We start from the raw sequence: 26,155 nt of genomic DNA on the forward strand, positions 1-26,155 counted from the left end.
GCCGCATAGCCGTCATCGGCCACCACCGTGACCGACCCGGCGCCGTGATAGCCATCCACCGGCCGCACGCGCAGGAACTGTCCATCCGGCGTGAAGGTGGCCGTCACGTTCTCGGTCGAGGCGATCCGGAAGAACACCGTGTCGCCATCGGGATCGGTGGCGATCTCGTCCAGACGCAGCAGGTAGGGCAGCTCGACATGGGTAAAGACCACAGGCAGCGTCGCCGCAACGGTTGGCGCCGCGTTCCGGCGCACCCCGAAGTTGACGTTCAGAACCTGCCGGTCCTGGGCATCGACGGCGCCATTGCCGTCGATATCCGTCCCCGCCCCGGCGTCGCGCAGCAACGCGCTGTCCGTGCCATCGACCGACCCGTCCGCGTTCAGGTCGCCGGCAAGGCCGACCGTCAGGACAAAGTCACCGGCCCCGGCCACGTTCAGCCGGTGCAGGCCGCCCGCCTCGAAGCTGTAAAGCGCCACGGACCCGTTCGAGCCCTGTTGGAGGCTCAGAAGGGCGGCGCCCTCGATGCTGGGCACTTGGGTCGCGGAATCGGTGGCGATCCGCAGGATCAACCGCCCGCCGGCCGCGCCGGCCACCTCGCTGTCGCGGATGGTCAGGGCATAGGTTGCGGGCCCGGTGCCAAGGATCATGCGCCCGGTGAAGTTGCCCACGCCGCCCAGGTCCTCGACGATGGGAACGAGGCGGGTGCTGCCGTCGGGGAGGTATTCGATGGCGTCACCGGCGCCACCGATCTCGGCGGCGATGCTCAGCCGGCCCTCGGAATCGTAGCCGTAGCGAACGCCGCTGCCATCCTGGAGCTGGCGTACCCCGGTCAGGCGGCCCGCGTCGTCATAGGTGTAGATCAGCGTGCGCCCGTCCGGCGCCGTGGCGCGAACGATCCGCCCTGCTTCGTCGCGCAGGAAGGACAGCACGTCGCCATTGGTCGCGGTGATGCCGCTCTGGCCGATGAACAGGCGCTCTCCGGCGACGCGGATCTCCTGCACTTCGCCCCCGGCGTTCAGCACGTATTGCGTGCCGCCCGGCGCGGTCAGCAGGAAAGGCTGCACGCCGCCAGACTGAGGATCGGTCGGGTTGTAGGGCAGCCCGTCCGAGGCGGCATAGAACCGCCCGCCGGTCTTGCGCAGGATCATGTCCGACGAGGCCAGCGTCCAGTCGCCCTGGTCGGCGACCCATTGTGGCCGCCAGAAGGTCGCCGGGCCCACCATCTGTTCGACCGGCGCAAAGGTGAAGCCCATGCGCACGCCCGTGGGCAGCGTCAGGTACAACCGGCTGCCGGCCTGAAGCGCGCTGTAGATGCCAAAGGATTCCCGCCCGGTGCGCGGCAGGTTCAGCGCGAGATCGGTGTCGAACCCGGCCGACCAGGTGCCGAAATCCGCATCCGCACCGGACAGCGCGTCGTAGCGGCGATCGAGGACAAGGCCGATGCCACCCAGCGTCACGGCCAGGTCGCTGCGGCGGTCGGTATGGCCGGTCAGCTTGTCCTGCCCGTTGATCTCGATCGTCAGGTCCGACCGGCTGGAGCGGCCGCCGATGTCGATGGCGCTCAGCCGCAGACGGTAGAAGCCGTTTTGCAAGCTCCGCGTGTCCAGCTGCGCCAGCACGCCGCCGGCCACGGCATCGCCCGAGGCCAGGCTGCGCAGGACGGCGCTGCCATCGGCGCGCATCAGGTCCAGCGTCCAGGTGTCGATATTGGCATCCGCCACGATCCCGGCGATGTCGACCACCCCGGACAGTTGCCGCGCCCGCAGGTCGTCATCGAAGAAGACCATCGGCGCCGACCGGTCGGCCGGATCGCGCACCTTGAGCGGCAGGTCCGCCACGCCCTCGATCCCGTCGGCATCCACGGCGACGGCGCGCAGCGCGACCTTGCCCGGCACGGTCGGCGTGATCGTCGCCCGCCCGCGCGCATCCAGCGCCGTTTCGACCCCGTCGACGAAGAACCGGATCCCGGTGATGTCGGCCAGGCTGTCTGCGACCACCGTCACCAGAACCGGCTGGCCCGGCGCAACCGGGAAGGAGGGGGTCAGCTCGATCCGCACATCGGGTTTCACTGGCTCCAGCGTCGCCCGCATCACGATGGTCTGCCGCGCGCTGCGCGCCCCGTCGGAGGCGATGAAGGTGACGTAGTATTCGCCCACCTGCCCCGGCCCCGGTGTCCAGGCGACCTCACCGGTCGTGGCGTCCAGCGTGGCCCCTTCCGGCAAGTTCAGCGCCTCGAAGGTCAGCGCCTGACCATCCGGGTCAGAGGCCTCGAGGGTAAAGCGCTTTTCCTCGCCCACGAGGAAGGCGCGGTCAGACGCTACCAGCTCTGGCACGCGATTGACGTTGGCGATGTCGATATCGACCGACAGGCGCGTGACAAGGCCGGTCGGGTCGGTCGCGGCGAAGGTCACGGTATAGGTGCCCGCCTGCTCGAAGCCGGGCAGCCAGACGAATTCGCCCCTTTCCACAGAGAAGGCCGCACCCTGGGGCAGGCCCGACACGACCGACAGTTTCACCGGATCGCCATCGGGATCGTCAGCGATCACGGAAAAGCGGATCTCGGCCCGCTCGCGGCCCAGTTGCGTCAGCATCGGCACGAAGACCGGCGCCCGGTTCTGCGGGTCGATGCGGATCTCGACCTTTTCGGTCGAACTGCGATTGCCGTCCGAAACCGTCAGCCCGATCGTGTAGCTGCCCGCCTGCGCGGCGTTCGGCGTCCAGTCGAGCCGCCCGGTGGCACGGTCGAACCGCGCGCCCAGCGGCAGGCCCTCGACGCTGAAGGTCAGCGCGTCGTCATCGTCGTCCGTGGCGCCGAAGGTGACGGTCAGCGGCGTGTCCTCGACCCCGGTGATCTGGCCAACCGGATTCAGGACCGGCGCCGCGTTGGCAGCGCGCACGGTGATACCCAGGGCCACGTCGGTCGTCGCGGGCGCGGTCTTGCCATCCGCCCCGGTATCGGTCGCGCGGATCGTCGCGGTATAGCTGCCCGCCTGCGAGGCGGTCGGCGTCCATTCCAGCAGCGCCCGTCCATAGACCAGCGGATCGGCGGTCAGCACGGCGCCGGCCGGCAGGCCAGTCAGCGCATAGGTCAGCGCGTCCTGGTCGAGGTCGCGCGCGGTCAGCGTCAGGCTCAGCCTTTCGCCGATCACCGCCACCACGTCGGACTGGTAGACCCATTGCGGCGGCTCGTTATCGGCCTCGACCTCGACCACGAAAGTGTGGAAATCGCCGCGCGGCAGGCCCTGCGCGCCACCATCGTCGGTCGCCACCAGCGTCAGCGCATGGGCGCCCCGGTCGCCGACCTGCGGCGCAAGCCGGATCGTCCCGGTGCCGTCACCATTGTCGGTGAAACTGACGAAGTCCGGCAGTGGAAAGCCCGGCTGTTCGTTCACCAGTTGCAGCGTGATCGGGTCGCCGTCGGGATCGACGGCGTTGACGGCGATCTCCTGCACGTCGCCCCGCGCCAGCGTGATCGTCGGCACATCCGCCACCACCGGCGCGAGGTTCAGTTCGCGCACCGTCAGGGTGAAGGTTTCCGTCACCGACAGCGGCACGCCGGTATCGACGCCATCATCGGTCGCCCGGACGGTGAAATCGTAGCTGCCCGCCTGGGTCGGACCGGGCGTCCACAGCAGCTGCCATGTCTCGGCATCGAAACTCGCACCCTCGGGAAGGTCGCCCAGCATCTCGACAGTGACGCTCTTGGGGATGTCGCCGCTTTCGACGAAATCGCCGTCGAGGTTGCGGTAGCCCGGTTCATAGAACGGGTTGTCCGGATCGAAGGCAAAGACACGCAGCGCGAACTGCTGACCCTCGTAGACCTGAAGCCCGTCGAACTCGTCGAAGACCGGCGCGCCATTGCTGGCCAGCACTTCGATCTCCATGCGCTGCACGGCGACGCCGGTGCCATCGGACACGGCAAAGAAGATCTCGTAGGTGTCGGCCTGAGTATAGCCCGGAATCCATTCGAATTCGCCGGTGGCCGCGTTCAGCGTCGCGCCGAAGGGCAGCGTCTGGTTGACCACGCCGAAATCCAGCGTCGCGCCCGGTTCCGCCTCGGCCCTCAGGACAAAGCGGATGCGGTCGCCCTCGGATGCGGTGATCCTGGCCGGAACCTGGAGCGTGACCGGGCGCAGCGCCTCGGCGACACGGATCTCGACCTCGGTCGCTGCCTCGCGGCGGCCGTCAGAGGCGCGCAGAACCACCTTATAAGTACCGGCCTGGCCATAGCCCGGCCCCCAGGTGAACTGGCGGGTCTGCGGATCATAGCTGGCCCCCTGCGGCAGGCCGTCGACCCAGGTGATGACCGCATCGGCATCGGGGTCCGAGGCTATCACGTCGAACTGGATCAACCCGCCCTCGCGGGCATCGACCGTCGCGGGCACGCCGGTAAACACCGGCGCCCGGTTGCCGCCCGTCACCGACAGGACGAAGCGTTGCAGCGAGACCGCGCCACGTGCGTCGAAGACCTGCACCGTCACCGGGGTTTCGGCGTTGGCGCCGGTCAGCGGCGTCCAGGTGATCAGGCCACTGGACGCATCGATTTCCATGCCATTCGGGGCCGACAGCAGCGAATAGACCACCACCTCGCCATCGGGATCCTCGACATCGACATCGTAGACAAAGGGCTGGCCAAGCTCGGCAATGGTCGGCGGCACGGTCAGGAAGACCGGCGCCGCGTTCGGCCCGGAGGATGCCGCGACGCCTGCGGTGAACTCGACCCGCAAGCGGTTCGGGGTGACGATGGCGACGGTCACGCCGGTGGTCGTCTCGCCTGCCCCCAGACGGCCGCCCGGCGGCAGGCTGTCGGTCAGGTCGATCAGCCACAGCCCGTCATCGGTGCGCCCATTGGCGGCGCTCGGCACGCCCTCGTAGCCCTGTGAGGGATCGAGCAGCAGCAGAACCGGCAGGACGATGTCGCGGTCGGTCTTGTTGGTCAGGCGCACCTCGTAGCTGACCGTCCCCGACGCTCGGTCATAGCGGGTGCGGAAGAATTCCACGTCGACCAGCGCCGACAGGTCGTCCAGCGCCTTGAAGGTCGTGACATGATCCGCCCCCATGCGGATCCCCTGGAGCGAGGTCAGCGCCGCCTTGACCGTCACGGTATAGTCGCCCTGGATCAGCCCGTCGGTGCGCAGCAGCGTGGTGCGGCTGGCGATGTCGTAGACCACCGCCGTTGGCGTCACGCGGGTGCCTTCGGCATCCGTGATGACGTAGTTTTCCGGGTTGATGACAGATGCGGGCTGATCCGCCGCGCCGACATACATGTCCTGGTCAAAGCGGATCGCCATGACCGGCATCGGCAGCGGCACCACCGCGTCGGCAGCGGGGTTGGTGAACACCACGCTGGGCGCATAGGCCGGCGAGATCACGTCGACCTGCCCGCTCTGGCTGACCAGGATGCGCCCATCGGCGGTGGCGATCACCACGTCGCCGCGGCTGCCGCCGGTGGCCAGCTCGATGCGGTTCAGCGTCTCGAGATCGACCATCGTCAGCGCCGAGCCTTCCGACGCCTCGCCGGTGCCCGAAACACGGCCCGTATTGGCCGAGACGAACAGCAGGTCCTCGAGGATGGTGCCCTGCTGGCCGAAAGCGATCGAGTCGATCTGGCTGTCGAACTTCAGCATCGTTTCGGCGCGCTGCCGGTCGGTAAAGCGCACGACCTGCGCGCGGTCGGGCCATGTCACCGCCCACAGGACTCCGCGCTGGTCGAAGGCCAGCGATCCGACACGCAGGTTCTCGTCCCGGCTCCACTGGGTGAACTGGCCGGTCTCGGGATCGAAGATCGAGACGCCCGCATTGGTGCCGACATAGATCAGGCCGGTCGCCGCCTCGACCGCAAGCCCCATCGTCAGGCCGTCGCCATGCCGTTCCAGCACCGCGCCGGTCAGCGGATCGAGGCGCAGCAGCGCGCCTCCACCGGTGGTGGCCCAGACCCGCCCCTCGGCATCCTGCGCAAGGTTGAAGATCGGATCGTCGAGCTCGGCCAGCAGCGTTTCCGCACCGGCCTCGCCGCCGAACGTGCCGAACCGGTAGAGCGATCCGCGATTGGCCCCGCCCGACACCAGGATCGACCCGTCAGCAAGTTCGAGGATCGCCATCGGGCCGATGCCGGCGTTTGACTGCACGAAACCGGTGGCAAAGGCGGACCCCGCCATCGGGCTGAGAACGCGTGTGTAGTCCGGCTGGTTGACCAGCGGATCGGCCGCCGGGACGTTCTGCGACGCCAGGCGGAACAATTCGTTGGTGGATGGCAGGTCGACCGGCGCGGGCGGCTGACCGAAATTCGGCGCCGTGGTCTGGTCAACCGTTGGCGTGCCGCCCAGGTTCACCGCCTGCCCGTCCGATGTGGTCACCGAGCCGTCGCGCGGCGCCTCGCGGTTGCCCGCGACATCCGTGGCGAGGGCGAGGAATTCATAGGCCTTGCCCGCAGCGCCGTCGAAGGTGGCAAGGCCCGATGTGCCCGCGACCCGGCGCTGCCAGATGCGGAAATCGCCGCCATCCTCGGCGACATAGACGGTGACATGCTTGACCCCCGACGCACCGGGATCGTCCGTCGCGCTCCAGCGCACGTCATAGCTGTCGGTCCCGGCGATCCGCTGCACGGTCAACGACGTCGTGGGTGCAGCCCCGTCCACCACCTGCACCAGTTCGTTGGTGGATTCCGGCGCGGCGGTATCGAACAGCACTCGTGCCGACGAGGTGATGCGCGTGCCGGTCTCGACGTCCTGCCGCGGCTTCACCGTCCAGGACACGAAGCCCGCGCCGATGTCTCCGGCCGTGTTCGGCGGCAGCAGGCCGCGAGTCACGTCCTGCAACACCTCGCCGGTCAGCGGGTCGACCGCCTGCAACACCCAACGCGCCGAGGCCGGGTCCTGGAACAGGTCGATGCCCGCGGAGACACGCAGGCGGAAGCCATGGCTCTGGCTGAAGTCGATCTCGTCCTGGTAGAACCAGCGCCCGTCCGGCACGTCGATCGTGATGTCGCCGATCTTGATGTCGCCCAGTTGGAAGCTGCGCGGATCGAGATCGGGATCGAGCTGCGTGACGATCTCGATCTGGTTGGCGTGGACTGGCGAATTCGCGTCGTTCTCGAATTTAACCGAAAAGGGCAGTTGCTCGCGCGCGGGCAGCCAGCCCATCGTCTCGAGCGTCTGCGGACCGGACAGGGATGCCAGCCCCGCCACGTTCGCCGGGTCGGCGAAGTAGCGCGAGAAATCCAGCGCCTCGAACTCGTCGCCATCGACCGGGGCGACGCCGTTGTTCATGAAGTCCGCCGGCAGCGCGGCGCCACGAAACTCGAACGGCACCCAGGGCGAATAGATGCGCACCGCCTCGAAATGGGTCTGGTTCGTCAGGCCGAGGTCGTAATCCTCGAACACCGGCAGTTGCGGCACCGGGATCTCGCCCTCGTAGCAGTCCGATTGGCGCGGATCGTAGTATTCGATGTCGGCCATCAGGTTCGGATCGTGGCCATACAGCGTGCGCAGCTGCTCGAAGAAGCCAAGGATGTCGCCGTCCGAGCGGATGTCCTGCCCCGCCGGGCCGAACAGGATGCCCGAGGCCAGCGTCGTCATCAGCGACAGGATTTCCTGGTGCGTCCGGATCGGCGGGATCGCGTCCTCGGCGCGCAGGATGCCCGCCTGTTCGAGGCCCGCCATGAAGATATCCACCCAGAGATCCGGATCGGCAACGATGGCAACCAGCGGCGCGGGCGCATCGTCGGAGGCGAGGATCGCATCGCGCAGCGCCAGCGCCTCGCGCGTCTGGAAGGCGATGAACTCGTCCCGCGTCATCGAGGTCGCGGCGGCGTAGATGTGGAAACGGAACGGGATGAACGGGATCTCGCACTCGCCCGGCTTGGCCACGTTCTGCTTGTAGAGTTCTTCAAAGGGGAAGGCAGACAGGGCCGCGCCCAGGCCGGCGCTGATCTCGGTCGCCTTCTCGGTCAGCGCGTCGAACCATTCGCCGATCTTGCCTTCGCCGCCTTCGAGAATGCCGTCGAGTTCGGGCAGGACATTCGCCATGCGCTTGCGGAACCCGTCGAACGCCTCGTCGGCCAGTTCCTTGAGGCCCGGATAGGCCGAGATGTTGAAGGTAAAGCCTGCGAAACCGTCGGCGGGCAGGTCGTAAAGGAAACCGCGCGTGGCCAGCTGGCCGTCCTTGTTGACGATGCTTTCCAAACCGTTCCAGAAGATGTCCGCGTTCGCGCTGCCGGCGGCGCCGTCCGGCGTGCCGCGCACGTTGGTGAAGAACTCCAGGAACGGCAGGCCGTAGACCCAGGGGTTGAGGTGCAACTCGGGAACGCCGACCTCGAAATAGGTATAGGGCGCATCCAGGTTGCCGAGGTTCTGAAGCGCGACGGAATAGGTCTCGGTCTCGCCGGGCAGGACGATGCGGCTGCCACCGATGCCGATGGTCACGTCGCCCTCGATGCTGCGTTCGATCAGAAAGCGGTAAGGGCTTATCGCCGCCGCGCCCGAGGGGTTGGTGACCAGCACGTCATACAGGCCGTGCGGCGCGTCGCCCAGGTCGAAGGTGGCGATGATGGTGCGGCTGTCGACCACCCGCCAGTCGACCGGGGCGAATTCGGCGATGCCCGGGCGGACCAGTTTCACCGTGGCAGCGTCCGAGAACTGCGCACCCGAGATCCTGGTCGTGACGAAGTTCGACGACCCGCCGCGATCCGTCTGCACGTCGGTGATGACCAGCGGCAGAAGCTCGGCCAGAACGGTCAGGTCGGTGCCCTCGGGCTTGCCCGAGAAGTTGCGCAGCGAGACGTAGTAGACTCCCGGCTCTGTCGACGGCACGAAGGCCACGAGGTCGGACGACAGCGCGCCCTCATAGGTCGCGTCAAAGGCGTTTGGCGTCGGCAGCGCGTCGTGGCGCAGGAATATCTCGTTCGAGGCCGTAGGGTCAGAGGACACGACCGTCACGCGCATCGTCTCGTCCGGCGGCACCTCGATCCGCCAAAGCTTTTCGCCCTTGGGCGTCAGCGTGACGGTTGTGGGCGTGCCGATCAGCAACTCGTCCACGGTGGTCTGCAACACGTCGGCCGAGGCGGTGGTGTTGTTGGCCTCCTGCACGCCCTCGTGGATCTGGTTGAAGATGTCGGTGCGCACGATCACCCGATACCCGCCCGGCGTCGCGGCCGGCATCGTGGTGACCAGCGTCAACGTGCGGCTTTCACCCGGATTCAGCGGGCCTTGCGTCGAGACCCGCCCGATCGGCACGTCGCGCAAATCCCAGATGCCGTCATCGGACAGGAAGACGCTGTCCGACCAGCGGCCCTCGGCCACCACGTCGTCGGACTGGTTGGTGACCGTCCAGCTGATGGTGATCGGCTCGCCCGCCCGCGCATTGGCCGGCAGGCTGATCGACGTCACCTCCAGATCGGTCGGCGGCGGCAGTTCGACGATCATCGGCGTCGCGGGCGAGGCCGCGTTGTTGCGGTCGTCCGCCTCGAAGATCGCGCCGCGCCCGCCGCCCTTGGGTGGGTCGGTCACGACGAAGACGTAATACGCCTCGGTCGCCAGGTCCGTGGGCACGGTGAAGCTGCGCGTGACGTCATAGCTTTCGCCCGTCGCTAGCGATTCCGTGCGTTGGATCGACCCAATGAAGCGGTCGGCCGTCAAGTCGAGGAACGGATCGCGGCTGAGATACACGAGGTCGTCCCAGCGGGCCTGCTGGAACGGGATCGGACCACCAAGGTTGGTGACGGTATAGCTGAGGTCGAACGCCTGCCCGCGCGTCGCGCGTTCCGATACCTCGATGCGCGAGACGGTCAGGTCGGGGGCGTTGTAGGGATCGACCGTGACCTTCTTGAAGGTCGTGTTGTTTCCCTCGCCCTGGAATTCCCGCACCACCCCGCCCGCGGCACCCGCCACACCGGCTAGGCGCGGCGAGATCGTGCTGCGCGAATAATAGCTGTCGCCAAGGTCGCTGTCGGCCACGGCGAGGATGTGGTAATCGCCTGTGACCTCAAAAGGCAGCGTGACCCGCACGGTCGCAAGATAGCTTTCGCCCGCCGCCAGCACGCCCCGCCGCACGTGCTCGGCCTTGATCTCGCGCCCGCCCTCCTCTCGCCGCAGCAGGAAGTCGCCACCGTCGAGCGAGCTGTCGAGCGACAGGTAGACCCGGTCCACCCAGACTTCCTCGCGCGTGGCGCGGGTGCCCACATTCGTCACCTCGAAGGTGATGTCGACGGTCTGCCCGGCTTGCAGCCCGTCGGGCACCGTGACCGCCGTCACCTGGAGGTCGGGCTCGTCGTATATGACCGGCAAGTCCGCCCGAAGCATCGTGCCCTCGGGATGCTCGAAGGCATAGCGGTTATGGAATGCGGCGTTGGCGGCGTTGTTGCCGTTCAACTCTGGCCAGGTCCGCTGTGCCTCGGTCAGGCCGCCATTGGTGTTGGTGAACACGTAGATGTAATAGTCGCCGTCGATGCCCGGCGGCAGAGTGGCCTCGAACGACCGTGTATAGGCGGCGCCGGCATCCAGCCCCGCGTCGTTCGCGATGGTCAGGGTTCCCAGCTGCACCGCGCGGTCGCGGATGAACTCGGGGTCGCGGCTGAACCAGACTTCGTCCTTCCACCAAGCGGTGTCGGCCCAGATCGCCGTGTCGCTGTCATTCTCGACCGTGTAGCTGATCGTGACCTTCTCGCCGGACCGCGCCTCGGGCGGCAGGACGATCTGCTTGACCCGCAGGTTCGGTTCGGGCGAGCGCACACGGGTTTCGGCGGTATCCAGGTTGTCGGTGCTATCGGAGTCCTGGAAGACCGTCACGATCCCGGACAGATAGGCCCCATCCAGCCCCGGAGCCAGCTTGACCACCTGGGTAAAGCTGCGGCTGGCGCCGACCGCGATGCTGTCGCCACTGTAGCGGCCGATCAACCAGCGTTCCTGCCCCGGCACGTTCAACCCCGGGGTCGAACTCAGGATCAGTTCGACGGAATAGCCCTCGGCGTCCTTGTCTCCCTTGTTGGTCAGGGTATAGCGGACCTCGAATTCGTTCTGTCCGTCCACTCCGGCGACCGCCTCGGCGGTCACGGCATCGATGGTGATGCCCAGGTCGGGGCGTGTCAGGTCGGGCGGGTTGCCGATGATCTGCAAGGCCCGGCCGGCACCGATGATGTCGCCGCCACCCGCCTTCCAGTTGCTGGAATTCAGCTCGGTCGGGTCGTCGGGGTTGACGTTCACCGCCAGCGCATCCTCGAGCACCGTGCCGTAGGGATCGACATAGGGCGTGATGTAGTAGGTGCCCGACACAACCGCATCCGGCAGCTTGACGGTCACCGTGCGATCATAGCCCTCGCCCACGTCCAGGACGCCGCCATTGTATTGCAGCGTGGTCAGCAGGATGTCACCCTGCCCCGGATGCGGGCGGTTCTTGTCTGTAGTCAGCCAGATCTGCTCGGCCCAGTTGCCGATGTTGCTGGCCCCGGCACCGCGGTTGGTGATCGAATAGGTGACCGTGACCTCGTTCCCCTCGAAGCTCTGCGAGGGTGTCACCACGTCATGCACGACGAGGTCGGCGAAGGGGATCGGCGTGATGTCGATCTCCTGCACCCAGAGGTTGTTGTTCTCGTTCGGCCATTCCTCGACCGCGTTGCCGCTGTCGGTCTTGACCAGCAGGAAGGCGGTGCCGCGGAAACGTTCGGGAATGCGGAAGCTGGCCTCGCGGCTGAGATATTCCTCCCCCGTGCCAAGCGCGGATTCGTTCTGGAAAGAGCCCAGCACGATGTCGTCCGAGGTGATCTTGTCATCCAGCGACAGGTAGACCGTGTCGGTCCAGTTCGGCACCGTGGTCGCCACGGGGCCCTGATTGATGACGGTCCAGCGCAGGCTGCCCGTCGCGCCCGAGGTATAGGTCGCACCGGTCTCGACCCCCGATACCTGGAGGTCGGGGCGCGGCAGGCGGCTGACGGTGATTTCCTGCGCGCCGCCGGATTCGTTGTCCCCCTCCTTCGTGTGCTCGTAGACGGCGTTACCGAAATCCGTCACCACGATCAGGTCGTAGCGGTCGTTGGTCTGGACCGGCAGCTTGATCTGTTCGCGGCGGGTATAGCTGGTCCCGGCCTGAAGCGGCCCGGTATAGCTGAAGGTGCCGATGGCGATATCGGGCGTCAGGCCGCCCGCCTTGCGCAGAAAGACGCGGTCCGTCCAGGTGCCTTCGGCCGGGCCGGTGCCGGTGTTTGACACGGTCCAGGTCACGTCGATGGACGATCCCTCGGGGGCGCTGGCGGGCGCACTGACGGCGGTCACGACCAGGTTTGGCGGCGGCGAGAGGGTGACGTTGGTCTCGGCCGAAGCCCCCTCGTTGCCCGCATCGGTAAAGACGAACTCGTAGGGCGTGGTGGAGCGGTGGTTGCCGCTGCCCGGCACCTTCACGAAGAAATAGGCCGGCCCTTCCCAGCCGTCGGGCAGGCGCACCGTCGCCTCGCGGTCATAGCTGCCCCCCGGCGCAAGGAATCCTAGGTGGTCGAAACTGCCGACCCGCACGCGGCCGGTGCCGGCGGCATTGTCGGCGATGAACACCTCGTCGAACCAGCGGCTGACCTGGGTCAGGCCGATGCCCTCGTTCGCCACCGTCCAGCGCAGCACCAGCTCGTCGCCAGACTGAGCCTCGGCCGGTGCGGTGACGGACGTCACCACCAGGTCGGCATAGGGGATCGGCGAGACGTCGAAGACGCCCGCAAGCGCGCGGGTGTTGTCTGCCTCCTGACCGTTCTCGAACACCGCCCCCGCCGAATCCGTGGTGACGTAGAGCGTGAAACGCCCGGTCAGCGCCGGCGGCAGCAGGAAGCTTTCGGTGCGGGTATACTCGGCATCCTTGTCCAACCCGTCGACATGGGTGAAGACCGCCAGCTGGATGTCGTCGGCATTGCCGCGAATGCCATCGCGGTCCAGCCAGACGCGATCGACCCAGGTCTCGGTGATGCCGCGCCCGGTGCCCGTGTTCGCCACCGTCCAGCTGATGTCCAGCCGCGCGGGGTCGTCGACCAGCAGGTTCGGGGCGCTGACCTCGGTCACTTCGAGATCGGCATAGGGCGCCAGCGTCACGTCCAGTGCGGCGAAGCCCAGGTTGTCGTCCTCGGCGCCGGGTTCGGACACCGACAGGCCGGCATCGACTCCGACCAGGATGAACCACGCCCCCGAGGCCGAGATCGGGATCGTCACGTCGGCAAAGGCGACGCCCGAGGCGCCTGCGGCCAGCCCGTCGCCAACCACCGTCTCGCCCAGCAGGATATCGGACGGATCGAGCGCGCCGTCGCGGCTCAGCCAGATCCGGTCGGTGCGGTCGCCGGTCGCGGCGCCCAGCCCCGCGTTCAGCGTTTCCCACGTCACGCGCAGGCTCTCGCCCGAGACCAGCGCTGCACGGTCAAGCGCAAGGTCGCTGACCGTCAGGTTTGGATGCAGCAGCCCCAGGTCGCCGGTCGCGCCGCTGTTGTTGCCGTCGCGGCCGCCCTCGAAGACCTGGGCGCGGAAGTCGCTGCGCACCTCGATCCGGTAATCGCCTTCTCCCACCGTCGGAATGGTCACGGCAAGGCTGGCGGAATACTCTGCCCCGACAGCAAGATCGAAGGTGCGGACAAGCTCACCAAGGAAGCGCCCGCCGCCCAGGCCCGGACCCACCATGTAGACCCCGTCCGACCACGGCCCGCGCGCCACGGCCTCGCCGCTGTTGCGCACGGTCCAGGCGACGGTTTCGGTCACGCCGGGCACCAGCGCGGCCGGGCCGTCGACATCCGTCACCACGAGGTCGGCCGAGGGCGCCGCCGCGATCGACAGGCTGCCTGCGGCCGCGCGGGCGTTGTTGGTCGCCGCGCCGCGCTCATAGACGCCGCCCGTGGCGTTCGTCTCGACGATCACCCGGTAAGAGCCGACAAAGCCCGGCGGCAGCGTCACCGTGGCCGACCGGCTGTAGCTGGCGCCCACCGCCAGCGGGCCGGAGCGGGGCAGTTCGGTCAGCAGGTAGTCTCCCGCGCCGACCGCGTCATCCGCCGACAACCAGACCCGGTCGATCCATCGCGCCGCAGTGCTCACCGGGTCAGGGCCAAGGTTGGCGACGCGCCACAGCACCTCGACCTGCTGGTTCGCGGTGAAAGAGCCCGACGGCGCCGTGACCGCCTGCACCGCCATGTCGGCAAAGGGCGAGGACAGCGTCAGCGCCGCATTGGTCTGGTTCGAGCCGCGGGTGTCGGGCTCCAGCACGGCCTGGGCCGCATCCGCGACGACGATGATCCGCACGTCGCCCTCGATGCCGGCAGGCAGCGTGATCGTGGCCAAACCGTCATAGAAGGCGCCGACACCCAGCGCGCCGCTGCGCGCCACCTCGGCCAGCAGCGTGTCCGACCCGTCCAGAACGCCGTCGCGCGACAGGTAGACCCGGTCCACCCAGGCCGCCGCGCCGGTGCCGGTCGCGCCGCGGTTCTCGACCCGCCAACCCACCGTGCCGGTCTCGCCGCCACGCGCGTCCGACGGCACGCTGGTGATCGTCGTCACCAGGTCGGCATAGGGGCGCGCGACGCTGCTGACCAGCGCCTGCGCGTAGTTGTTGTTCTCGGCCGAGACCCCGTCGCGGGCCTCGTTCAGGGCCGACCGGCCGCTGGTGTCGCTGTCGGCGCGGATCTCGGCGCGCAGGGTTCCGACCCCGGCGAGACCGTCGGGAACCGTGAAGGTGACGCTGCGCGTGACCTCCTGTCCCGGCTCCAGGCGCTGGCCCGGCCCGGCTACCGCGACCGAGTGGATCACCGTGCCCCGCGTCTGGTTGACCAGGCGCACCCAGTCGGTCCAGTCGCCCGGGGTCGCAGCGGTGCCCTCGTTGCGCAATGTCCAGGTCACGGTGACGGTGCCGCCCGCCGTGGCCTCGGCCACGTCGAAGACGACATCGCTCACCACCAGGTCGGGCGCCGATGCGATACGGCGGGTGGCGGCGTTGTTGCTTTCGCCGGTGCCGTCGATATTGGCCTCGGCGATCTCTCCGAGGGCATCCACCGTGACGGCGAAATCGTATTCGCCGGTCGACTCGATCCCTTCGGGCCAGCCGAACTCGATCCTTCGGTCGCGCGTCCCGTCCGCCGCGAGACCCGCGTCGCGTTCGCGGATGTCCTCGGCATAGACGATCCGTCCGGTCGCGCGGTTGGTGACGACCAGTCGCTCTGTCCAGGGCGCCGCGGCCAGCTTGCGCCCCTCGTTGGCGACGGTCCAGGTGACCGCGACCGTCTGGCCGGGCGTCCAGCCGACCGCGGGATCGGGGGCCAGGTCGCGCACCACCAGGTCGGGTTGCGCGGCCAGCACCGCCGTGACCGGCAGCACGACGCTGTTGTTGGTCTCGGCCGTGCCGGCATCGTTCTGCTCGTCGACCTCGTTGTTGGCATCGAGCCGCAAGGTGACGGTCAGCGCCCCGACCGAACGCGAGCCGACCGGCAACCGCAGGCTGGCCGTCTGCACCGCGTTGCCGCCTTGCGCGAGGGTTCCATCGAACGGCACGACAAGGTCGGCGAGGATCTCGTTGGTGTCGGCGCGCCGGATCGTGACACGGTTGCTGAACGCGCCGGTGAAATCAAGGTCGCCGGCGTTTCGCACCGTCCATGTGAGGGGCACCAACCCGCCGGACTCGATATCCTCAGCGGTGTCCAGCGTGAAGCTGTCGATCACGAAGTCGGGCGCGGGCACGTCCTCCAGCGTCAGCTTGACCGGCGCGGTGATCGGGTTGGCAAAGACGTTGAAGACAAAGTCGCGCGTGCCCGGATCGTAGATCCGTCCCTCGACCAGAAGCAGGTAGGTCCCGGTGTCCAGCAGTTCGATCGTGTCGATATCCTGGGCCGAGGTGTCGAAGACCTCGCGCCCGTACGGGTCGATCAGCCGCCATTGCGTGCGGGAATCCCCGGTGACGAGGTTGAAGAAATATCGGTCCCCGGCAACGGCATCAAAGCTGTAAAGCTTGGTTTCCGATCCCGGCGCCAACTGGTCGGATTCGGTTGTGCCAAGGGTCAGCGCCTTGGCCTTGCCGGCGTCGAGCAGGGCAAAGGAATAGTCCCCCGTCACCCCGTTCTGCGGCGCGATGGTCAGCACGTAGTCGCCCGCCACCAGGTCGAACAGCGGCGGCGTGCCCGTGTCGCGGCTGTCGGACTGGGTGAAGGCCCGGCTGGAGACCTGACCGCGCGGGCCGGTCAGCGTCCAGCGCCAGTTGCCGTCGGCCGGGGCCAGCACGTCGACGAACAGCGTCGTGTCCGCCGCCAGCGTGAAGGTGTGGTTGACCTGCTGACCGGGCAGCGCGACCGTGCCTTCCACCGTCTCGTCCAGCGCCGTCGCCACCTGGGCGCCGGTCAGCGGCACCAGGCGGAAGGCCGTCGACGGTGTGCCGGACTCGTAGGCATAGGGATCGAGGATCACGTAATGCGGGCCCGACGCGGTCAGGGTCAGGCCGGGCATGTCGGTGCGGATATAGGTGTGGTCGCCGGTCCGCTGACCGTATTGGTTGACCACCTTCCAGTACCCGTTCGGCGCCCCTTCGAGGAAATCGAGATAGAATTGATCGCCCGCCTGTCCGTCGAAACGGTAGATCTTCTGCGCCGGGCCGGGATCGAAGGTGTAGTCGACCCGTGTCGACAGCGGCAGCGCCTCGGCCGAGGCCAGGTCGCGCAGGGCAAAGCTGTAGCCGCCCGTCGCCGCGCCGCTGCCCGAGATCACCATGCGATAGCGGCCGGGCGCCAGCGTCAGCACCGCCGCATCGCCGCGCCAGTTGGAATCCACCCGCCGGATCCGGTCGGAATACAGCGTGCCGCCCTGCCCTTCGAGCGCCAGGAACAGGTCGTCGCGGTCGGTCAGCGTGTCGATCACGACCTGCCGCGTCTCGGTCACGGTAAAGGTATGCGCGACGCGATCCCCGATCCCCGCGAGGCTGCCGGTCACGATTGTGTCGAGGTCCAGCGCCGTCTCGGTCAGCGACGGCCGGTAGACCGTGACAGCCACTGTCGTGGGGGCCGTCTGTTCGACCTGGCCGTCATAGACCAGGTAATAGGTCCCCGCCTGCCCCAGCCGGTCGAGGCTGCTGTGGGTGCCGTCGTTCCTCTGCTGGAAATAGACCGTGCCATCCGGCCCGATCAGCCGGTAATAGCTGGTCGCGCCGCCCGTCCGCGCCGTGGCGATGTAGACCGGAGTATCGCCACCCGGCCAGTCGAACGCCAAGACCTGCTGGCGGTTGGCCGGGTCCAGAGTCACGACCGTCTCGACACCCAGGTCCAGCGTGGTCGCGTCCGCGACGTCGCGCAGCGCAAGCTGGTAGCTGCCCGTCGAGGTGTTGGCGAAATAGACCGCGACCTCGTAGGTGCCGGCGGGCAGGTCCCGGAACGGGGTGCCCCCGACGAAAAATCCGTCGGTCGAGGTAAAGCTGGTCGCCCCGATTCCGACCGGGCCGCTCAGGCTCCAGCGCAGGGAGCTGTTGTTGGTCAGTGAATCGAACGTCACCCGCGCCGCTTCGGTGAGCACGATCTGCCAGCGATCCACCGCGCCCGGCTGAGTCAGGTCGCCGGTCAGAACGTCGCCCGGCGCCGCGGATTTCGCGCTGCCCGCCGCGGTCGTGGCGATGGAGACGTCGTCGATCGCCAGCCCCATCGTGTTCGCCGATCCGTTCTCGGCATGGATCACCAGCCGCCGGTCGGCGAGTTCGAGCCCGCCGATGAAACGGCCATCGACCACCGTCACGGGGCCCGCGCCCATGTCGATGGTCACCGTCACCATCGCGCCACCGTCGACCCGCTGGGCAGACAGCGCGATCCGGCCGGCGCCGACCGCGTCAAGCCCGAGATCGCCCAGAGGCACCTCGACCAGTTCCGAGCCGAAATGCAGCGACAGGTGCGGCACCGCTCCGTCGCCCGAGGTCTGGACCAGGTCGATGCTGGCCGCCAGCACGTCCGGGACATTCGGCTCGAGCCCGAAGGAGGGCACCGCGCCCCAGCGCCCATAGACCGCCGTCGGCACCAGCAGCAGCGCGAACCCGTTCCCCGGAGCGCCCACCCCGGGCGCCGTCAGGTCAAAGTCGAACCCGGCCTGCAAGGTCTCGTAGCGGCCCGCGGCGGTCGCGCCGAAGGCTATGGTGTTGCGCATTCCCGCCGACAGAGGATCAAGCAGGCGCAAGCGGCTGTCACCGGCGCCGACCGGTTCCTCGGCCGCCGCGTTGCCGGCATGGTTGACCAGCACATGCGGAATGTGCGGCCCGGTCCCGAAGGCCTCTGTCGTCGCACCGCTGGCATCGATCGGGTTCGGCGAGACGAGGTTGAACCGGTACTGATTGGAATTGGCGGCATCCGCCACGCTGCCTTCCAGCAGCAGCAGGTAATCGCCGGTTTCCGGCAGCACGAACCCGCCCTCGTCATTCAGGCTCCGCACCCCGATCACCTGGGCGCCCGAAGGCCCGATCAGCCGCCAGGCGGTGTTTCCGCCGGGCCGCTGGATCATGTCCATGTCGAAGGCGCGGTGCCGCTCGCCGTTCAGCCGGAACACCGCCGTTCCCAGGCCGGTTGCGGGCAGATTGCCGATCTGCTCGTCGTTGAAGACGATTTCGGTCGCCGCCGCGTCGGCGTCGAACAGGCGGAAATCAACCGCGCCGGTGAAATCGCCGGTCGCCCAGACGGTCAGGGTGTAGTCGCCCGCGCCGAGGTCGATCAGAGGGTTGCCAGAGAACTGGCGCGCATCGGTCTGGTCGAACCGCCGCTCGTCCACGATGGTGCCCGAGGCGCCGGTCAGCGACCAGCGCAGGTCGGACCGGTTGTCGAACACGTCCATCAGCAGGCGCGCCGGGTCGCTCAGCGTGAACGCGAAGCTCCGGCGCTGGCCGGGCGTTTCGATATCGACCGTGGTGCGCGCCCCGGGAGTCAGCGCCTGCGGCGCGGGTGGCGTCTGGTCATGGATCGTGAAGGCATAACGCGAGTCCCCGCCCCAGTAATACAGCCCCTCGACCAGGAAGGTGTAGGTGCCGTCGATCGGCAAGGTCACGTCGCCCCGGTCCGCCGGGCTGGTCGAACCCAGCGTGACGCGGCCCAGCGGGTCGATCAGCCGCCAGCGCATGCCTCCATCGGTTGCCAGCGCGTCGAGATAGAGCGATTGCCCCGCGGCGCCGTCGAACCTGTAGGCCGCGGTCCGCAGCGAGGGCAGCAACTGCCCGTCGACCCGCGTTCCCAGCGTCAGGGGCGCAGCCTCGGCCAGGTCGAACAGCCGGAAGTTGTAATTGCCGCGCGCATCACCCGCGCCCTGCACCAGCAGCTCGTAATCGCCAGAGGGAAAGTCCAGCACCGGGTTGGGCATGCCCTCGGAATCGACCTGGGCGAAATGGCGGTCCAGCACGGTGCCCGCGGGGCCGCGCAGCAGCAGCCGGATGTCGCTGCGCTCTGTCAGGCTGTCGAGGTAGAGCTTTTTCGCGCTGTCCAGCGTGAACGTATAGATGACTTCCTGTCCGACGCCGCCGATCGTGCCGCTGATGCCGCCCGTCCCGGTGCCGTCCACATGCTGCGCGGCCAGACCGGCGGGCCCGGCATCGCCGGTCGTGCCATCGGCGGCAAAGGCGTCCAGCGGCAGGTAGAACGCCAGGCCATCCTCGGTGCCGGCAAGCGCCGACAGGTGCCCGTCGGCGATCTCGGCGCCGCTGCGCGCCACGGACCAGAGCCGAAGGTCGTCTATCGCGCCTTCGAACCCTCCGTAATTGCTGGAGTTCTCGCTGCCCTGCCCGATCAGCAGCGCCCCGCCCAGGTCGCGGCCGACCTGCGTGCCCATGCTTTCTTCGCGCAACAGGGTGCCGTTCACGTAGATGCGCTGCTGCCCGGCGCCGCGGTCATGGACGACCGCCAGATGCGCCCATTCGCCCGCCACCAGCGCGCCCGCCGCCGTCTGGATCGAGTCGACCCCGCCGTCGAACCGCACCGCCGAGGCATAGATCGACCCGTTGCCGTTGATCCAGATGTCGTGGTCGGCCTTGCCACCGTCGGGGTTGCTCTTGGACAGGAGCGGCATCCAGGTATCGCCGAAGCGGTCTATGCGCACCCAGGCCTCGACGGTGATGCTGCCGGTCCGGTTCAGGGCGGCATCCTGCGCAACGAGCCATTCCGCGCCGCGCAGGACCACCCCCTGTCCCGCAATGCCGCCCTCGGTCGTCAGCGGCCCGGCGGCAGGGTTCTGCCCGCCAAGGGTGATTGCGATGGGATCGGTATTCACCTTGTAGACGCCGAAGCGGTAGGGAACCGTGGCCATCGGGGTCTGTTGCCGGTCGCTTTCGAGTACCAGCGTGTAGGATCCGGCGACACCCAGTTCGAACGCGTCCACATCGCCGGCATTGGCGATCAGGATCTGCTGTCCGAAAGGATCGAACAGTCGCCACTGCGCCGAACTGCTCGACACGCCCAGCGACTCGACGTCGATGTAAATGCGGTCGCCGGCGGCCACGTCGAAGGTAAAGGCCCGCGCCGACCGGCGCATGTCGAGACTGCCGTCGACGACATCGCCCAGGGCCAGCGCCTCGACCGTGTCGAGCGTCATCAGGCGCAAACCATAGGCCGCCTGCACCGCGCCGTTGCCGTCCAGCGACAGGGTATACTCCCCGGCGGGCGCCAGGAAAAGCGGGCTGGTCCCGTTGCCGGTATCGCCCGTGTCGGTCAGCGCCCGGTCGATCCGGATGCCGTCCGGCCCGGTCAGCCGCGCCCTTATGTCGGACCGGTTCGACAGCGTGTCCCAGTAGAGCCAGGTCGGCGCATCCAGCGTGAAGCTGTAGACGTCGACCTCGCCCGCCTTCTCGATCCGTCCCTTGAAGACGCCGCCGAGTGCGCCCGAGAAATCGCGCACTACGGCGTCACGGCCGTTCGACCCGGCCAGCGCCGCCGATCCGGCCGCGTCGGTCATGGCAAGGTCAATGACGGGCACCGGCACAAGGCTGCCGTCGCTGTGCAACGCGGCGGCGTCCGCCTCGTCCAGGGCGGCGCCGAACAGGCGGAACCCGGCCATCGCGCCCTCGAACCCGATGGTGTCCTCCAGCGAGCGGCCAAGCAACAGCGGGCTGTCGATGGTCACGCTGGGCGCATCGCGAAGCGCCCCGGTCTGGACCAGCGCGCCGTTCAGGTAGAGCCGCAGTTCCTGGCCGGTGCGGTCGATCACGCCTGTCACATGGGTCCACTCATCCCAGGTGATCGAGCCCGAGGGCGAGTTGATCGAGATCTGCCCCGAGCTGTCGGCGCTGGTCAGGTGCAGGTAGCCGGAAGAGTTCAGCCACAGCGTATATTGCCGCGTCGCGACGCTGCCCGCCGCCTTGTAGACAAGCGGCTGCCAGGTCGCCTGCGGCTGATCTGCCTTGAACCAGAGGTCAAAGCTGACATCACCGGTGATCGCCGTCTCGGGCTGCGCCAGTTCGAGATATTCGTAACCGGTGAAGCCCTGCGCAGGCCCGTCTTCGGGCCCGATCGCCGCCACCAGCCCCGACCCGAGGCTGCCGGTCGCAAGATCCGTCGCAACGCTGTTCACGATGGCCGGTTGCAGGGTGAAACCGTAGGTGATGACGCCGGCCTCGGCCTCGCGTGTGCGGCCCTCGACCAGCAGCGTGTAGGTGCCCGTGCGCCGCAGGGTCCGCAGGTCGCCGTCCGACAGGCGGGTCGGGCCTATCTCCTGCGCGCCGGACGGGTCGATAAGGCGCCAGTAGACCCCTGTGGAATCGCCGTCCTCGCGCAGCACATCCATCAGGAAACTGTCGCCGACGCTGGCGTCGAAGCGGTAAACATCGGTTTCCCGAGCCGGATCGAGCGTCCCTGCGATGGCCTGGCCCAGTGTGATCGCCGTCGAATCCGCGCTGTCGCGCAGCGCGAAGGCATAAGGGCCTTGCGCACCGTTCACGCCGTAGACGGTCACTGTGTAGGTGCCGGCGCGCGCCGCGAAGACGGAATTGGCGTTGAAATCGGCGCTGTCGGCATCACGGAAATTGTAGGTGCGGTCCACGCCGCCCGGCCCCTGGATGCGGATCCGCAGGTTCGGGTCGCTGGTGAAACTGTCGAGGAACAGCCGCGCATCTGCCGCGACGGTCATGGTCATCCGGTGCACCTGGCCCGCGCGCAGCACCGCTCCGCTGACCCGATCACCCACCGCAATGGCGCGCACCGCCGGATCCTGCGGAGTCTCTAGGGTGAACCCGTAGTCGATGACCCGGTCGGTTCCCTCGTAGATCCGGCCCTCGACCAGAAGGATGTAATCGCCGTCGCGCGGCAGTTGCACCGGCTCCGACGCCTGGAGATAGCGCGGCGCCATGATCTGGGTGCCATGCTGGTCCAGGATCCGGACATAGGCGTTGTAGCTGCCGCCCGTGTTGGTCACAGCGGTGAAGGACACGCTGGTGCCCGCCGCGCCGGTGAACCGGTAGGCATGGGTGCCCCGCGACGGGTCGAGCCGCCCGGTCACCGCCGTGTCGAGGTCCAGCGCCTGCGCCAGCGCATCCAGATCGGACAGCATGAAGGAATAGGACGGCACCGTATTCCCGTTGCCCCGCACCACCAGTTCGTAATCGCCAGCAGGCAGGCGCTGGAACGGCGGGGTCGAGGTCTCGGCACTGTCCGAGGTCTGCACCCGGAAATCGCGCAGCAGCAGGCCGTTCCGGGTCAGCGCAACATAGGCGTCATTGCCATAGGCCAGCGAATCCCAGACCAGGTCGGTCTCTTCGGCCAGCGAAAAGCGATAGCGGTCCCGACCGTAGGCTGTGCCGATGGTGCCCGTCACCGTGTCGCCGACGGCGATGTCTGCGGTCGTGTCCGCCACCTCGGTCAGCGTGAACGCATAGGACGAGGTCGCCGAGGCACTGTCGTAGATCCGGCCTTCGACGATCATCGTCCAGGTGCCGGCCACGGGGATGTCGATCACGCCGGAATCGGTCAGGTTGACGTGCCGCCGCGACTCGCGCCCGAACGGATCGATGAAGCGGACCGACAGGCCGTAGGACAGGTTGGACCAGCTTGCCCGGTCCAGCACCAGCCGGTCGCCCGCCTCGGCGGCAAAGCTGTAGACCGCGCTGGCCCGGCGCGGATCCAGCGTGCCGGTTTCCTCGACGCCGAGGGTCAGCGCCTCGCCCTGCGACAGGTCCAGGACCCGGAAACTGAACGCACCGGTCACGCTGGCATCCTTCGAGATGCGCAGGCGGTAGGTGCCGGCGGTCAGCGTCAGGGCCGCGTTGGTGTTGAGTTCGTAGGAATCCGAGGAATAGAAGTTGCGGTTGACCACCTCTTGCCCGTGCGGGCCGACCAGCGTCCAGTAGGTGTTCTGCTCCTGCGTCTCGAGCGCGTCGAAATAGATCCGCCTGGTGTCCGTCAGGGTAAAGACGTAATCCTCGGTCTCGCCCGCGGTGCCGATGCTGCCGCCGACGGTAGGCCCCAGCGTGATCGCCGTTCCCGTCAGGCTGGCCAGCGGCACCTGGTCGTCGAGCCTGACGGTGACGCTGCCAGTGGCGCTGCCGGTGGCGGCCTGCGGATAGCCTTCGACCAGCAGCAGATAGGTGCCGCTTGCCTGTAGCGTGGTGCTGATGCCGCTGAAGAACTGGTTGGGCGCGATGATCTGGCGCCCGAACGGGTCGATCAGCCGGCCATAGGCGCCCACGCCGAACCCTTCGATCGAGATGACGTCGCCGCCCTCGGCGACAAATCGGTAGGCCGCCGTTGCCGACAGCGGATTCAGCGTCACCGGCGCGGCGGTGTCATAGTCGATCAGCGTGGCATCCGCAGGCGAGAACAGGCGGAACGCATAGTCGCCGGCCGCAACCCCGACCCCGTCGACGATCAGGGTATAGTCGCCGGCCGGCAGTGTCAGCGCGGTGTTGGCGTAGTTGCCGTAGCTGTCGGTCTGGTCGAAGCGCCGCGACGACACCTCGACCCCGCGCGGGCCGACCAGCGTCCAGGTGATGTCGGAGCGGTTGGAACTGAGCGTATCCATGAACAGCTGCGTCGGCCCGCCTAGCGTGAAGGCATAGGCGTCGGCCTCGCCCGCGGCGCTCAGCGTTCCGTCCACCCGCGAGCCGACCGACAGGCTCAGGGTCTGGCGGACCTCCGGCACCAGCAGCAGGCTGTAGGCGACGGCGCGGGACTCGAACGGATAGCCTTCGACCGAGACCATGTATTCGCCGGTCTCGGGCAGCACGAAGGGGTCGATCACGTTTGGATAAGACGGCCCATGGATCGTCTGCCCGGTCGGCGACAGGATCCGGATCTGGGCGTTGGCGTTCTGCGACAGGCCGAACACCAGCCGCTCGCCGGCGGCGCCGTCGAACCGATAAAGCCGGGTTTCCGTGCCCGGGCCGAGGGTCATCGTCCCGTTGCGCCCATTACCCGAGATGTCGGGCACCGCCCGCGTGTCGGTGGCGTCAAAGCCGAAGGCCAGTTCCAGCCCGCTTGCCGCACCGGCTTGCAAACGGTCGACACCGGCGGCGATCTCGGCGGCGTTCAGCGCGCGGCTCCAGAGGCGCAACTCGTCCATCTGGCCGTTGAAGATGTAGCTTCCGTTGGAGAATTGCCCGACATGCAGCGCCGTATCGGCATGGGCGATCGGCGTGGAAAGGGCCCGTTCCTCGGCCAGCGCTCCATTGACGAACAGGCGCAACGCCGCGCCGTCATAGGTCGCGGCAACATGCGTCCACGTCCCGGCCGTCAGCGCGGCGGACACCCGGTGCGCATCAGAAAACCATTCGTTGACGGCGAAATAGACCCGCCCCGACGAAGCATAGAGGCCGTAGCCGCCGCTGAACTGCCCGTCCTGGCTCTTGGCGGCCAGAACCTCGAAGGCGTTGGGATTGTCCGACCGGATCCAGGCCTCGAAGGTCAGGCTCTCCGGTTTCAGCCCGGCCGCGTCGGCGACGACGATCTTGGGCGACGATCCGTTAAAGAGCTGCGCGAGGCCCGCATCCGGCGACAGGCCGGCGCCCGACGGCACGCGGTATCCCGCGGCAAAGGCGCCCTGGTCATCCAACATCTCGTTGACCTGTGCGCCGCGCTCCAGTTGCACGGACGAGGCGCGCGTCAGCAGTTGCAGCGCATAGGAGCCCACGCCGCCTGAAATCCCCTCGACGATCAGCGTGTAATCACCCGCGATCAGGCGCACCGGCTCGCCATAGGCCCAGTCCGAATAGCGCAGCTGGTCCGTGGCGATCTCGATGCCACGCGGCCCTTCCAGGCGAAAGTTCAACGGCGACGCGGTCAGCGTGTCCATCCAGACCGTCGTCGCCTCGGTCAGCGAGAAGGTCAGGTTGTGGCGCTGCGCCGGCGCGTCGATGCGGCCCTCGATCACGCTGTCCAGCGCGATCGCGCGGGTCTGGTCGCTGACCTGGTTCACCGTGAAGGCATAGGAATAGTCCGAGCTGTTGTAGAGATACCCCTCCAGCAACAGCGTATAGGTGCCGTTCTGCGGCACCACGAAGCGGGCCGGATCGCTCGACGGGTTGAAATTGGTCGGTCCGAAGATCGTGGATCCGTCCGGCCCGACAAGCTGCCAGTAGGCAGTGCCACCGGACGCCGAGGTGGCGTCCAGGAACAGTTCCTGCCCCTCGACCGCCTCGAACTGGAACAGGTCGCTTTCGCGGCCAGAGCTTTCCAGCACGCCCGACACAGCGTCGCCGGTCGCGATCACGTCGGCATTGGCGATGTTGATCAGGCGGAACTGATATTCGCCGGTGACATCACCATCGGCGTCGATCGCCATGCGGTATGTCCCCGCCTCCAGCGCGATCAACTCGCCACCCTGCGCGGCGTCGGAACTGCTGAACGCGGTCGGGGCGATCAATTGCCCCCCGGCGCCCTCCAGCGACCAGGTGAACCGCGAATCCGGCGTCAGCGCATCGAACAGGATCGTGCGTTCCTCGGCCAGCTCGAACGTGTAGAAATCGGTCTCGCCGGGAACCTCGATGCTGCCCGCAACCGGGATGAGGTCGGCCGACAGCAGCAGCCTTGGTTCGAACGTTTCGGCATGCAGTCCGCGGGCCAGGGCGGTCCCGCCTTTCAGGGCGCCGATCCGGGCCCGAAGCGCAGCGTCCGGGACGTTGTCCCTGCGATGTCCAGGGACGCGCAGGCCATGTCCCGTTACCGCCCGATCGTCCCTCTCCAGAACTCGGCCAGACCACTTGGATAAACCCAGAACCTTCATAGCGGCTT

The 26,155-nt window shown here is 67.8% G+C and carries 1 protein-coding gene (only partly in view); it reads right to left on the bottom strand.

The annotated features are described in order from the left end of the window. A protein-coding gene (locus KB874_RS00790) for a putative Ig domain-containing protein (RefSeq protein WP_212534629.1) crosses the window boundary here: on the bottom strand, positions 1 to 26,147 show its 5' portion. 12,313 nt of this gene lie to the left of the window's left edge; 26,147 of the gene's 38,460 nt are visible here — the first part of the coding sequence; the start codon lies at positions 26,145 to 26,147; its stop codon lies beyond the left edge, outside the window. Between the last annotated feature and the right edge of the window lie 8 nt (positions 26,148 to 26,155).

The organism is Thetidibacter halocola, from assembly GCF_018224955.1.
Lineage (GTDB): Bacteria > Pseudomonadota > Alphaproteobacteria > Rhodobacterales > Rhodobacteraceae > Thetidibacter > Thetidibacter halocola.